General features: G+C 61.3%; 12 protein-coding genes and 1 pseudogene. 7 read left to right on the top strand and 6 right to left on the bottom strand.

Annotated features, from left to right (window positions below; genetic code table 11):
- Window positions 1-8: 8 nt before the first annotated feature.
- Window positions 9-1,049 (bottom strand): 2-keto-3-deoxygluconate permease, encoded by a 1,041-nt coding sequence (locus J2R80_RS20175; protein WP_253589670.1) that lies wholly within the window; start codon window positions 1,047-1,049, stop codon window positions 9-11.
- A 618-nt stretch (window positions 1,050-1,667) separates the two neighbouring features.
- Here J2R80_RS20175 and J2R80_RS20170 point away from each other — a divergent pair.
- The 5 genes from J2R80_RS20170 (at window position 1,668) to J2R80_RS20150 (ending at window position 7,146) form a co-directional block, all read left to right on the top strand.
- Window positions 1,668-2,198, top strand: a complete 531-nt coding sequence (locus J2R80_RS20170; protein WP_253589669.1) for a hypothetical protein — start codon at window positions 1,668-1,670, stop codon at window positions 2,196-2,198.
- Between the two features lie 1,359 nt (window positions 2,199-3,557).
- Complete coding sequence (locus tag J2R80_RS20165; RefSeq protein ID WP_253639277.1) at window positions 3,558-5,147, top strand: ISL3 family transposase; 1,590 nt, start codon at window positions 3,558-3,560, stop codon at window positions 5,145-5,147.
- A gap of 84 nt (window positions 5,148-5,231) precedes the next feature.
- Window positions 5,232-5,666, top strand: coding sequence for a hypothetical protein (locus tag J2R80_RS20160; protein WP_253639276.1), 435 nt, complete (start codon window positions 5,232-5,234; stop codon window positions 5,664-5,666).
- On the top strand, window positions 5,666-6,118 hold the full coding sequence (locus J2R80_RS20155; protein WP_253639275.1) for a hypothetical protein: 453 nt from the start codon (window positions 5,666-5,668) through the stop codon (window positions 6,116-6,118). Before J2R80_RS20160 ends, J2R80_RS20155 begins: the two co-directional genes overlap by 1 nt.
- Entirely contained in the window at window positions 6,115-7,146 is a 1,032-nt protein-coding gene (locus tag J2R80_RS20150; protein WP_253639274.1) for a CBASS cGAMP-activated phospholipase, read from the top strand. The genes J2R80_RS20155 and J2R80_RS20150 overlap by 4 nt, the downstream gene beginning before the upstream one ends.
- 50 nt (window positions 7,147-7,196) lie before the next feature.
- Here J2R80_RS20150 and J2R80_RS20145 read toward each other — a convergent pair.
- Window positions 7,197-7,502 (bottom strand): annotated as a pseudogene (locus J2R80_RS20145) (IS21 family transposase); the annotation flags it as partial.
- Here J2R80_RS20145 and J2R80_RS20140 point away from each other — a divergent pair.
- Window positions 7,393-8,013, top strand: coding sequence for a hypothetical protein (locus tag J2R80_RS20140; RefSeq protein ID WP_253641118.1), 621 nt, complete (start codon window positions 7,393-7,395; stop codon window positions 8,011-8,013). The pseudogene J2R80_RS20145 and the gene J2R80_RS20140 sit on opposite strands and share 110 nt — an antisense overlap.
- Entirely contained in the window at window positions 8,010-8,567 is a 558-nt protein-coding gene (locus tag J2R80_RS20135) for a hypothetical protein (protein ID WP_253639273.1), read from the top strand. The genes J2R80_RS20140 and J2R80_RS20135 overlap by 4 nt, the downstream gene beginning before the upstream one ends.
- Before the next feature lie 575 nt (window positions 8,568-9,142).
- On the opposite strand, the gene J2R80_RS20130 is transcribed toward J2R80_RS20135, so the two are convergent.
- The 4 genes from J2R80_RS20130 to J2R80_RS20115 form a co-directional block, all read right to left on the bottom strand.
- The gene (locus J2R80_RS20130) at window positions 9,143-9,412 is read right to left on the bottom strand and encodes a hypothetical protein (protein WP_253639272.1); all 270 of its coding nucleotides are present in this window, start codon (window positions 9,410-9,412) and stop codon (window positions 9,143-9,145) included.
- A 10-nt stretch (window positions 9,413-9,422) separates the two neighbouring features.
- Window positions 9,423-9,761 (bottom strand): DUF3768 domain-containing protein, encoded by a 339-nt coding sequence (locus J2R80_RS20125; protein WP_253639271.1) that lies wholly within the window; start codon window positions 9,759-9,761, stop codon window positions 9,423-9,425.
- Window positions 9,762-10,061: 300 nt separating this feature from the next.
- On the bottom strand, window positions 10,062-10,943 hold the full coding sequence (locus J2R80_RS20120) for a serine hydrolase (protein ID WP_253639270.1): 882 nt from the start codon (window positions 10,941-10,943) through the stop codon (window positions 10,062-10,064).
- Between the two features lie 70 nt (window positions 10,944-11,013).
- Window positions 11,014-12,000 (bottom strand): protein NO VEIN domain-containing protein, encoded by a 987-nt coding sequence (locus tag J2R80_RS20115; protein WP_253639269.1) that lies wholly within the window; start codon window positions 11,998-12,000, stop codon window positions 11,014-11,016.
- Window positions 12,001-12,245: the final 245 nt, after the last annotated feature.

The following is a 12,245-nucleotide window of genomic DNA, read 5'->3' as shown; positions in this document are numbered from 1 at the left end:
ACTTTGCCTCAGTGACTTGCCTCAGTGACAACCGAGCGCGCCGCGGGGGGCATCTTGCCGGCAGAAGCCACGTTGTTCTCTTCTGCAGGCTCCTCGACGTCGCGACCAACAACGCGGGCTGTCCAGGCGGTGACGATCGGCACGAGGATTGCGGTAACCACGACGCACGCCGCGACGAGGATAGTCGCCGGCCGCGCCGCGTCCGCATAGGCTGGATTCGCCGCGGCGACAATCGCCGGGACGGCCGCCGCATTACCGGCCGTTGAGGCCGCCGCAACACCCGCGACACCATTCCCGCCAGTGATGCGATCGGCGAGGAACAGCGGGATGCCGGTCACAACCACCACGGCCACTCCCATGCCGAGGCCGAGCAGGCCGGCCTGCCAAACCTTCGACAGATCGAGGCCGGCGCCGAGCGCGAAGGCGAAGAACGGGATCATCACAGGCACCGCGCGGCTCAGGAAGTCGCGCATCTCTCTGTCGAGATTGCCGATGATCATACCCACCACCAGAGGCAGGATAGCGCCCACGAGGGTCTGCCATGGAAATGCCGAGAGGCCGGCGACGCCCAAAGTGATCATGGTGAGGAAAGGACCGCTCTCCAGCGACATGACGGTATAGGCGCCGACGTCACGCGGACGTCCATATTGGCCCATCAACGCCATATAGAGACCGCCATTGGTGTCGTTCATGGCGGCGACGATCGCGAGCGTCGAGACACCCGCGAACATGCCAGCTGCGACCGGCGTCTCTCCCAAAATGCGGCCGAAGATCAGGCCGAGGACAACGGCCACGCCAACCTTCACGATCAGCAGGGTGCCGCCCTTCTTCACAATATAGGGGGTCGCGCGGAAGTCGATGCTCGCGCCCATGCAAACGTAGAACACGGCGAGAATTGTCAGCGCGCCAGAGAACAGTGCGCCGGTGAAGGAGCCAAAAAACTTCGGGGTATCGGGAAAGAAGGTGGCAATAAGCGCCCCGACCAACAGAGGAACCACCATCAACCCGCCCGGCACGCTCTCGATCGCCCGCTTAATTGGAACCTGCATTTCTGTTGTCCTCCCGCACCCCGCGCACTTCCGATCATTTTGCGCATTTTGCTATAAAAACGAGCAAACGCTGGCCGTATATGCTCATATCGCGCAGTATTCAAGACATATTGCGCATTTCGCGCAAAACATTCGCTCCGTCAGATGCGATTGATTTTGCTCGCGGGAGAATGCCAGGGAATTGGGTCATGAGAGGTTGGGCATGGTGCTCATCGCGCAGATGCTCGAAACGCTTACTTGGGGCAACACCCACCGAAGCCCCGACCGTCGCATGCTTCGGCCGCAAGGGTGCCCGGCCGGGCCCTCGCCTGCAGGCGGGACACCGCCTCGGCCAGCGGAACGTCGGCCTGTAAGTCGTCGCGCTCGCGCAAGCTTTCTTCGGGCGCTAGCACGAAACCTCCCAAGACCGCTCTGAGATTGCCTCGGTATTGCAGGCGAAAGCCGTTGCGCAACGGCCGATGGACCTACTTCTTCGAGCTTCCAACGTGAGCACGTGCGCAAGGGTGTCACGTCAAGGCGAAGGCACTCGGTGAGAACTGCAATGCGGCCGTTGAGCGCGCCGAGTACGTTCTTCTGCCGGCCTTCGACAGCTGGCGGTCTCACGGGCTGACGGAGTGGTTGCAGCGCGAGGAGCATGTCGTCGGAGCTTTTGAGATTTCGCACTACCGCCCCAAGGAGCGGCCCAATAGCGTGAAGATCGTGCATCCGAAGAACGGCGAGGAAGCCTGGTGGCCGCTTTTCGATGATCGGGGCGAATCACTTTTCCCCGAACTGGTGGCCGAGCTCAATGCCATCAAGCAGGTCACGGTTTCGGGTCTGGTCTTCAGGCGCGATCGCGCGCACCGCAAGTCGCGTACTCCGCCACCGTGGATAACTGAGCGCAAGGACCTCCGCTACCTGCGCAGCGTCGTGAAGGACATTGTCGCCGCGGCCGGCATTCGATCCGAGCTTTCATTCACCTCGTTCCGCCACGGCGGCTTCACCGAGGGTGCCGACAGCGACCTGACCGACGCGGAACTGCGCGCAGCCGGCCGCCACAGGTCTGCACGGCAATTGCCGATCTATGCAAAGCGGACCCGTAAACAGCTGATCTCGGGGACCCGGAAGCGCCGCGAGAAGCGAACAAAAGCAGCCGGTTTGTCGGAATAGACGCGGCCGTTTGTCGGAATGACAACTACGAGGGCTAACCTAAGCTATTGAAAAGCTTGGTGGGCGCACCAGGGCTCGAACCTGGGACCCGCTGATTAAGAGACAGCCCCGGGTTGAGAACAATCAATGACTTACTGGTCGCACCACTGGGCTTATCCGACCGAAAGTGGGAATTCGTCGCACGATCATAGTCATTGCACTGCCTGATATCTGAACACGCACTACCCTGACTTTACGGGGTCAGCTGCGACTACAAGGCCATCGATCGATAGGTTCAAATCGGGGAGGCGCAACACCCGATCCCTGCGGAATGGGGGCGCCAGCACGCAATCGCCGGCATCGGTGGTTGCGGGGGCTCGCAACCGCCGATTCTTGCAATTGATCGAATGCCAAGTTCCTAGACCCTATGTTCGCCCTCTGAGGTGACGGGCGGCCCGCCCCGCGGCAAGCTCCTATCGAGGGTTGCGCCGGATGGTCCGGCGCCGAGCCTCAAGCATGGGGAGCGGGCCTGATGAACGATAGCATTTTCGTGGGGTTGGATGTGCACAAGGCGACGGTTTCGGTTGCGGTCGCCGAAGCGATGCGCGGCGGGGAAGTTCGTAACTTGGGGATCATCCCCAATCGCGTCGATCAGATCGAAAAGCTATCGAGTGCGACGCGACGGAGCGAAAGCGGCCCCAGCCGGATAAGTCCCATAAGCCTTGGAGTGAAGCAAATGGGAGCGCGCAGTGCGGGAAATCCGCATGCTGCGTGCGACGTGGCGGGGGCTGGAAACGTGACACGGTCGAGAGGCCCGGGAAGATGTGCTGGAAGAACTCTTCGCCGGTGAGGAGCTGTCGAGTGGGCCGAGGGAGTTTCACCCTCAGCACCGGGTCACCGGAGGCGGTCGCCCGCCCCCGGTTCCCACAGAACGTAGCGTGCGGATTTCCCGCACCGACGCTCTTCGACAGTTGGTTCACAGCACTGCAAGCGCTTGCAGCTCCCGATAAGGGAGGCGCAGCTTAGGCTTCAGCAACGGTGTCCGTTCTTTGATTTGGTTGAAGGCGTCCCAAGTGAGGCGTCGGCCTGCCCAGCTGCGGCTGCGCAGCATTCCGCGCCAGTAACGCTCCACGGCCCGATAAACTTTTACGAGACTCCAGAGATTTCCGGCGACGCCGTAATAGGCATAGTGGCCGCGCAGGACGACGTTGATTTCACCGGCCTGGTCACTGATCTTGTAATGCCTGCGCGGCGGCGATCAGGGTGAGACTCCAGCGACAATCAAGGGTTCTTCTGTACATTTGGTGCAGAGTGCAGGATTCACGGACAGTGCGAATAAGGGCATAAGGTCGGAATCGCAGTCGACGCCCGTGATTCGCCTTGCTCCAAGCCTTCCGCTCGCTGGTTTCCCCCGAGCTTTCGATTGTGCAGATCCTTCCGCGGGCGGATGGGGTGGTGCTCGTGGCTCGGCCGAAGTCGGCGGTCTCGCTCTGTCCCTGTTGCGGCTGCCAGACGGGTCGCATCCACAGCCATTACGTGCGACGCTTAGCCGATCTGCCGTGGCAGGGTCGTGTTGTCGAAATCCGGCTTCACGCGCGACGGTTTCGATGCGCGAATCCGCAATGCCCGCGTCGGATATTCACCGAGCGGCTACCGGCAACAGTGCGGCCGAAAGCAAGACGCACAACCCGCCTCGGCGAGAGCCAACTGGCGATCGGCTTTGCGGTCGGCGGTGAGCCTGGCGCGCGCCTGTCGCGCAAACTGGCCATGCCGATCAGCGGCGACACCTTGCTCCGAATGATTCACTCGGCTCCCTTGCCGGATTTCGTTGCCCCGACCGTCGTTGGCATCGACGATTGGGCTTGGCGTCGTGGCCAGCGATATGGAACGATCATCTGCGATCTGGAGCGCAATTGCGTGCTTGATCTGCTTCCCGATCGTAACGCCGACAGTGTTGCGAGCTGGCTGAAGCGCTGGCCGGGAATCAAGGTCGTCGCGCGTGATCGTGCGGGACTTTATGCTGATGGCACACGCTGCGGCGCGCCCGACGCGGTGCAGGTGGCGGACCGCTGGCACCTGCTCAACAGTTTGGGTGAGGCCCTGCGCCACGCGGTCGGCCGCCATCGTCACAACGTAGCCGCCGCCGTGCAAATCCTGGCGTCCGCGCAACGAGCGAAGACCGGCAGTTCCACGCGGCCGCCCGGCCTTGCACAGTTGCGGGCGGATCGAAAGGCTGCGCGATGCGAACAATGGGATGAAATCTGTCGCCTACGCGATCAAGATTACCCTACATCCAGGATCGCCCAACTGCTCGGCGTCGACAGGCGCACCGTTCAGCGCTGGCTGGCCGCCGGCGGCGAGCCGGAGCACTCGCGTCCTCACAGACCTTCGCATCTTCTCGCGCCCTTTGAGGCATGGCTCGAAGCGCGGTGGGCCTCCGGCTGCCAGGTGGGCCAGCAGCTTTGGCGGGAGCTTCAGCAATATGGTTATACTGGAAGTCGGGTGACCGTTGCGCGATGGGCCGCTGACAGGCGTGCACATGCAGACTCGGGAGGAGCAGCACAACCGCACCCGACCTGGAAAGCTCCCACGCGCCGTCGCTGTGCTTGGTATCTAAGCCAAGATCTGGATCAAATCGATGCTGAAGCCAGGCTGTTCCTCGGTCACCTGTTTGCGCAAGCTCCGGAACTCGCAACGGCGGCGGATTTGGCGAAGCGGTTTGTGTCCCTTCTCAACGGTAGCGACGTCGCCGAGCTCGATGAATGGATCACGCAAGCAGGCAACAGCGAGCTGAAGAGCTTCGCCAACGGCATCGCGCGCGACATCGATGCGGTTCGAGCGGCGATAACGACCTCCTGGACAACCAGTCCAGTCGAAGGTCAGATTAGCAGGATCAAAGCCATCAAACGTCAAATGTATGGCCGGGCAAGCTACCCGCTATTGCGTCGACGCGTCCTTCTGGCTGCCTGAGAACGACCGAGCAACGTATCCAACCCCAATCGCTCAAGCTGCACCAAATGTGCGGAAGAACCCGATCAGGGTGAGAACCGCGCCATGCTCGTTCGTCTCGCAAGCTGGATCATCCGCGACATCGAGCAGGCCTCGCTTTATGGGCGGCTCCTGCACGTCGCCAATCCGGTCTGCGAGACCGATGTCTTCACCGACCGCTGGCCGGAATCCATCGCTCAGCAGGAAGAATTTGCCGAACATCTGCGCGAGCTCGTCAGTTCGCTCGACACGATGCGCAAGGGCGAGATGTTCCCCAATGCGATGATGGACGTCTTGCGCGGCAATTTCGGCGACCGCGTCGTGACCCGTGCCGCCGATCAGATCGCAACCGAGGTCGGTGGCGGGATCCAGCAATCGCGTCAGCTCTACACGCGGCGCGGCGGCGTGCTGCTGCCTACCACCGCTGCGGTCGTCACGCCGACCGTCAATCCGGCGGTCGCGGCGGCGCGACTTCACACCTTCTTTGGAGGCAAGATCTGATGATGGCGGCGATCCTTTCCATCGACGAGCAGGCCGCGGCGATGAAGGCGACCTGGCCGCAGTTCGCGGCGCGCCGTGTCGACCGCCGCGCCCAGTCCGCTCGATGGTTGGGAAGCGTGAGACCGCAATATGCGAGCTACTCGCTGGAGATCCGATACGAGCTCGGGTCGTTCCCCGAGGTGCGAGTGCTCTCACCGGAGTTGATCCGCCTGCCCGGAAACACCGAGGGTCAGTTGCCCCATGTCTATCCCCCGGCGGAGGATCCGACTCTTTGCCTGTTCGATCCTCGTGAGGGGGAATGGTCGCCCGCGATGACCATCGCCAGCACGACCGTCCCTTGGGCGCTGGACTGGCTCGCCTGCTACGAACTTTGGCTGATGACCGGGCGCTGGACCGGCGGCGGGCGGCACGCCGGACCAGGATCCGCAGAGGCAATGGAGACCACGCAATGAACTATGTTCCACCGCGCCGATCCGACGGCACGATCCAATATGCTCGCCTGAAGCAGCCGTGGCCGCAGGGCCGGCCGTTCCGCATCCTGTCTATCGATGGCGGCGGCATTCGCGGCGTCTTCCCTGCGGCCTTCCTCGCCGAACTCGAAAGCCGCTTCCTCGGCGGCGCGTCGATCGCCAATCATTTCGACATGATCGCCGGCACCTCGACGGGCGGCATCATCGCGCTCGCCCTTGCCCACGGGATGACTGCGCGAGAGGCGTTGAACATCTACCTCGAGCGCGGTGAGCGCATCTTTCCGCCGGCGGTTGGGCTCGGCAAGGTCTCAAGGGCGCTGCGCTGGCTGTTCAGACCGAAGCACAACCAACCCGCCCTCAATGAGGAGCTGCTGCGGATCTTCGGCGACAAGGTGCTCGACGACGCCATCACCCGGCTGGTGATCCCGAGCTTCGAGGGGCGCCACGGCGAGCCGTTCCTCTACAAAACGCCGCACCATCCGGACTACCAGAAGGACCGCCACAAGAAGTTCGCGCATGTGGCGCTCCACACGACGGCGGCCCCGTCCTATTACCCCGGTGTCGAGGACGACGGTTACGTCATGATCGATGGCGGCATCTGGGCCAACAATCCCGTCATGAACGCCCTGGTCGACGCCCTCGCCTGCTTCATTGCGCGCGAGGACGTGCGTATCCTAAGCCTGGGCACGGGTGAGTCCACCTTCACTGTCGATGAGCGAGCGCGCAACGGCGGCATCAAGGATTGGGCGTTCTTGCGCTCCTTCAATGCGGCCGCCCGCGCGCAGTCGCGCAATGCTCTCGGCCAAGCCTATCTGCTGGTTGGCAAGAACAACGTCACACGGATCGATGTACCGGAAAGCGACGCGCCGATCGCAATGGACGATGTGACCCGCTCAGTGCGGGAACTACCGCTGGTGGCGCGCAGTCTCGTCGAAGGCGCAGGCCACCATGTCGAGCGGGTGTTTTTCGACGGAGTGGTCGAGAAGTTCATCCGCTGCCCAATGGCATAGGTTCGCATCGGGCGATCTTCCCTACCGGATCGTCAGCAGCCGACAAGCGAGAACCGCGAATAACGATATCCGCCGGGTTCGCCCGCGATGTACTCGTCCCACAGGATCGACAGCGTCACATGCTTGCGCCGGAGTTCGCGGTGTACCGCCGCCCAGTCCGGCTCGGCCTTCCGGCGATGGCCCCGCCGGGTGCCGGGACCGGCTCCCGCGCTGGCGAACAGCCGGGCTTCCAGCGCAGCGTCGGTGATGTCGTCGGGCAATGGCCAGGTCAGCCCCGCTGCCTCGAACCGGTGGATCGTCAACCGCACCGTCGAAGGGGCTGTCCCCACCCGCCGCGCAATCTCGCGGGTCGGCATCCCGGCCGACTTCAATCTGATCACATCGCGCACATGGCGCATCGCAAACCTCTCCGTCGGCATCAAGGTCCCCCTTCGCAAAGCCGAAAGGCGGGACCGTATCGGAGCCAGAAGAGGCCTCGTCACCCCGGGCGACATCATCCCGGAATGGTGGGCGAGATCATTCCGGAATCGTGGGCGACATCGAGCGGAATCAGCACTCGAGCTGCTTCAGCAGGAAGATGAGGTATCAGATGGGGGCGAGAGTGCGCCCGTGCCGAGCATAGCGAGCACTCAGGTCACGCCCGAAAAGGTCGTGGACGCAGTGAACCGATACTTCGCCGAGTCGGAGCCGGGACATCGCGTCAACGTTTCAACGCTCGGCCATATCCTGGGGAAGGAATTCCCCGGCATTTCTGATAACTGGGTCGGTCAGCGCTCCCTCAGTCAACTGCTGAAGAAGGTTTGCAAGCTGAAGGTCGAGCAGATCGAGAACCGAACTTTGGGCCTGGAAAGAATAGACACCAAATGAAATTGAAGCTGACACTCGCCTTGCTACTTGTGTTCGTTCAGCCCGCGTTGGCACATCCCTACCTCTGCTCCTTCGACAACAGCTGCCGCAGCTACATCGGTAAGCGCCTTTGGGTTCTCATTCCGCCGGGCAACCCCAATGTGGTCGAGTTGACATTCACGCAAAATGACTGGACCACCTCCGCCACTCTCAAGCTCAAGACAGGCGCATCCTTTCTCGTGAAAGATCTAACCAAGGCCTCCGTCTTCCCCTCCGATGATTATTATGTTGAGCTGAGCGACGGAAGACGCGGGTGGATCGGTTCTGGCAGCCCCTTCCTTGTTGATTACGATCCAATTGCCCGAACTAAGCAAGCAGCCGAGGAATGCGCACGTCGAGGCCCGCCCAAAGTCGGAATGACATCAACTGAGCTGACCGAAACTTGCTGGCGCCGTCCGAAGAACGTTGTGAAGAGAACCACAACCTCTGGCGTTGAGGAACTCTACGTCTACGGCGCCGGACGCACGGTCAGATTGGTCGATGGCAAGGTTTCTGAGATCATCGAGACGCGGTAGCGCTGAAGAACGCGCGGGACAGCAGAAGAATCGTCAAGTGAATGCAAAGAGCGCCTACGGGCGCTCTTTGCATGAGAGGCTCGCACTCAGGCCTCCTCGACGTCAAAGCAATCGATGCCACCGCCCTTGCGCTTGAAGTGGTCGGGACCACTCTCGACCATCAGCTCCTCAGCCGATTCCTCGGCTTCTTCGGGCGAACTGGCCTCAACGAAAATCCTGTAGGTGTCCCAGGTGTTGACGGTGACGCGGTAGGTCTTTTTTGGGCGGTTGGCTTTCGGCCGCTGCTGTTGGTGCCGGCGTCTTGTCGTTCATATCATTGTCTCCCTCTGATTTTCGGCCACGCCCTTCGTGACCGTCGGGAAATTTCAAGGCCGCGCGGTATCTGAGCCGACGCGCAATGGTGGGTCCGGCCGCGGGCCCCGACACTTTTTGGGAAAGGGCCCCGAAAAGTTTGGGATACGGTTGGATGCCTTGCGCGTCGGCGCCGCCGGCCTATGACCGACATCCAGGTCGCGGGCGTGGGTCGATGAACGGGAGATCAGAGGTCACGACAGGTCATCGTGGCTTAACAGGCCTCACGGCCAGTCACCGCCCTCGTCGCCTGCATCGATTACGGCCGGCCATTCCTGACCCTCGTGAGCGGGATGGAAATTGACGCAGAGCCCGCCGAAGCCGCGTTCGTATTCGGCATGTGCGGAGATGATGCCGTAGTGATCGGCCACTACGCTGGCCGCCCGCGCCACGGCAGCCTCCATGCTGCCGATGAGTGCCCGCTGGACGTGTTCATCGAGCGTGGAGCCCACGATCGCATCGCAAAGATCTTTGACGTTGAGTATCTTGGTCATGGCGGGCCTCCTAGTACTCGTCGGCCCGCATGATCGTCATCACGCGGTGGGTGACGGTCGGATCAGCCGGGTCGGGCGATGCCGCAGTGCCGGACTGGTCGTAATAGTCAATCTTGAAGAAGTAGCGGGCGCCATCGAGCTCGATGCTGCCGAAGTCGTGTTCGCCGTGCGGGTCGTTGTCGCGCGTGAAGTTGTTGAACTTGCGCACCGCGTCGAGCAACTCGGCCAGGCGATCCGGTTCGAGGTTGGTCACACCAGGTGTGAGCAGGACGATGCCGCCAACTACCAGGTTGCGCCTGAAGCCGTCGTTAAAGCCGCGGATTCTGTCGGCATTGGTGTCGTTGAGCATTTGAGCTTCTCCCGTTGGTTATCGGCTGCGCCATCGCGGCCGGTCGGGAGAATTCGAGGGCAGCAGGCCTGAGCGACCAGTCAAGGAGGCTCCGCGTGCAACGCCGCGTGGATGCCTTGACGGGTTGCGCTGCTGACCTATTCACCCGACCTTACCGGCCGGATGGCGCCACCTTTCAAGGGAAGACTGCTAACGACCACACTGATGAAGCTAAAGCCGTGCGGGACACAATGTCAGCTCGCCCGTATGGCGGTCGAGTTCATGCGGCAACGCATTATGATCGCGGTGAGCCACAAGCGGTCAAAGAGTGGCGAGACGAACGACTTCATATTCGGTTAGACCTTCGTCCTGTCCTTCGGCGAACGCAGCTACCGTGCGAGGTTCGCCGAAATCTTTGAAGTGATAAACTGCGCTGACGCTATGGGGACCTGCTCCGGAATGGCCGAGGGTAGAGCCAGCCGATGCAAATCGGCCAATCATCAGGCCCAGGCCATAGCCGGTCGTCTCCCAAGGTCGATTCTGCAGAGGTCCGTCGAGTCCAACTGGGTCGATCATCTCCGCTAGAATTGCCTCCGGCAGAACGTCGCCCAATACCAACCTGTGCAGAAAGCGAACCGCCTCGTCTGCCGTTCCAACCAGCAGGCCATGGTACACCCAGCCCGGATCGTAACCGCCCTTGTTGCCCCATGCGGTACTAGCGAGATCCTCCGCCGTAGTGACGGCGCGCACCGATGTCAGGCCCAGCTCGTCAAAAAGGAGCTGGTTAAGAGCGCTTCCGATATCACGATCTGTCTTCTCTTCAATTTTTTGGCGAACGAACAAGTAGCCAACGTTCGAATATCGCCAACCTCGCCCCGGCTCGAATTCCAACCGGTCAGGCTGGACTTGTTCAAGTAGCTTACCGACATCCCATGGCCTTTCACCGCGCCGAACGGCCTCGCGGTACGACGGAAGGCTACCGTAGTCGGGCACGCCAGCCCGGTGCTGGAGCAAGTGACGCAGCGTGTAAGGTCGACCATCGAAAGGTTCGTCCAATACCAAGCGCCCTTGAGCAACGAGGCGCAGAGCTGCCGCAGCGAGTGCCGTTTTGGTGAAACTCCACCACGGAACGACTGATTGCTGCTCGCCGTCGGTCGGCCCCTCCATGGCGTCGATCCGGGCCGTAATAAAAGTCGTTTTCATTTGGATAGTTTAGCAGCGATCATGATTGAGCCGAAGCCGAATATCGCCTTGGGCTCACATTGAGAGGTCGTCAGTTGTCGAGTCGATAAACAAAGGTGATGGGCTTCAACCGCCCGTCGGCCGGTTTCCACGGATGCTGTAGCGCGATCGTTCCCCCCGAGGCCTTGCGTCCGTGCAAGGTGATACCGTGCAAAACAAACAGCACGCAGTGGTTCCTCGGATTTTTGGCGTGCCTGACTTCATTCGCAGTCAATACGATTTGTTCACCGGCAGTTGTCGTTCCCTTCACCTCTACATGCAGAACCCGGCTGCCCTTTCTGCATGCAAGATCGTAGCTTCGGTTCGTGGAGACATCCTCGACCTGGTAGTCTTTCCGTCGGAAATAGCGTTTGGCGACAGCCATCGAATGATCTTCAATGGCCTTTCGCTGCGCGGCGGTTCGCGCAAAACCCTGACCGCTAATGCGGGCCAAGGATTCCTCCGCTGCGGCCTCCACCTCATCTTCGATGATGGACTCGGGAGCGGTGAGCAGGTTCGGACCGTCGTAGTGGTCAATGTAGTCGACCGCATCTTTGATCCAGCGGCCCGCCTTCGGCGAGCCGTCGGTTTCAAGCACGTAGCAGACGTTGGATCTCCCGAACGCGCCTTTCACCTGCGATGGAATGGGGTATTTGCGCTTGCCTGGCGGCAGTAAAACGCAATTCCCCACAGCCGCTCGGCAGAGATAGCCATACCCTCTTGGCTTGCCTGGCGCAGGCCGGACCCGCTCACGCCAGACTTCGGCGTCCTTGTACCAGCCGACCACCTTGCATCCGCCCCCGGGTGCGGGCGCGACAAACACGACCAGGACCTGCCCGGTGCTGTTTTTACCTGCGACCTTCGGATCGATACGTTCCAGGTTGACGACTTCGCTCCTCATATTCGGCTGAAAGTAGCCGTAGAGACTGCCGGCTACGGCATGGAAGTTATAAGCTTCGTGGCCAATATCGTTCTTGTTGAAGCCACCTCCACCGATCGGCCGCTCGTCACTCTCGCGCGGGCCGCCGTAGGTAAGCATCCAGCCTATGCGCGCGAAGAGGACCCGCCGCTTTCCAATTCCGTCTGTCACGTAATCCCCCCGGTCGGTCCTTTTTGCGCGCATCAAATTCGAATGAAATGAATCTTTGAAAAATATGCTGGCAGCGCTACGCTAGCTTAATAGTGAATTTCTTCCCGTCAACCGATGGTTGCCGACCCGAACCAGGACCAAGACGGATATTTTCCCGAGATCGTTGGCGTGGCGGAGCCAAGGCTGAAGAGCAT

Source organism: Bradyrhizobium sp. USDA 4541, assembly GCF_024171085.1.
Classification (GTDB): domain Bacteria; phylum Pseudomonadota; class Alphaproteobacteria; order Rhizobiales; family Xanthobacteraceae; genus Bradyrhizobium; species Bradyrhizobium australafricanum.
The sequence above is the reverse complement of the archived record's forward strand: the minus strand, read 5'-3'. Positions and strand labels throughout refer to the sequence as shown.

Bases quoted from the DNA above. Each gene is read 5' to 3' on its own strand.
- J2R80_RS20175 (WP_253589670.1), bottom strand. From the start codon at position 1,049: ATGCAGGTTCCAATTAAGCGGGCGATCGAGAGCGTGCCGGGCGGGTTG.
- J2R80_RS20160 (WP_253639276.1), top strand. From the start codon at position 5,232: ATGCTCGTTCGTCTCGCAAGCTGGATCATCCGCGACATCGAGCAGGCC.
- J2R80_RS20115 (WP_253639269.1), bottom strand. From the start codon at position 12,000: ATGCTTACCTACGGCGGCCCGCGCGAGAGTGACGAGCGGCCGATCGGT.
- J2R80_RS20150 (WP_253639274.1), top strand. From the start codon at position 6,115: ATGAACTATGTTCCACCGCGCCGATCCGACGGCACGATCCAATATGCT.
- J2R80_RS20155 (WP_253639275.1), top strand. From the start codon at position 5,666: ATGATGGCGGCGATCCTTTCCATCGACGAGCAGGCCGCGGCGATGAAG.
- J2R80_RS20130 (WP_253639272.1), bottom strand. From the start codon at position 9,412: ATGACCAAGATACTCAACGTCAAAGATCTTTGCGATGCGATCGTGGGC.
- J2R80_RS20135 (WP_253639273.1), top strand. From the start codon at position 8,010: ATGAAATTGAAGCTGACACTCGCCTTGCTACTTGTGTTCGTTCAGCCC.
- J2R80_RS20140 (WP_253641118.1), top strand. From the start codon at position 7,393: ATGTCGTCGGGCAATGGCCAGGTCAGCCCCGCTGCCTCGAACCGGTGG.
- J2R80_RS20125 (WP_253639271.1), bottom strand. From the start codon at position 9,761: ATGCTCAACGACACCAATGCCGACAGAATCCGCGGCTTTAACGACGGC.
- J2R80_RS20120 (WP_253639270.1), bottom strand. From the start codon at position 10,943: ATGAAAACGACTTTTATTACGGCCCGGATCGACGCCATGGAGGGGCCG.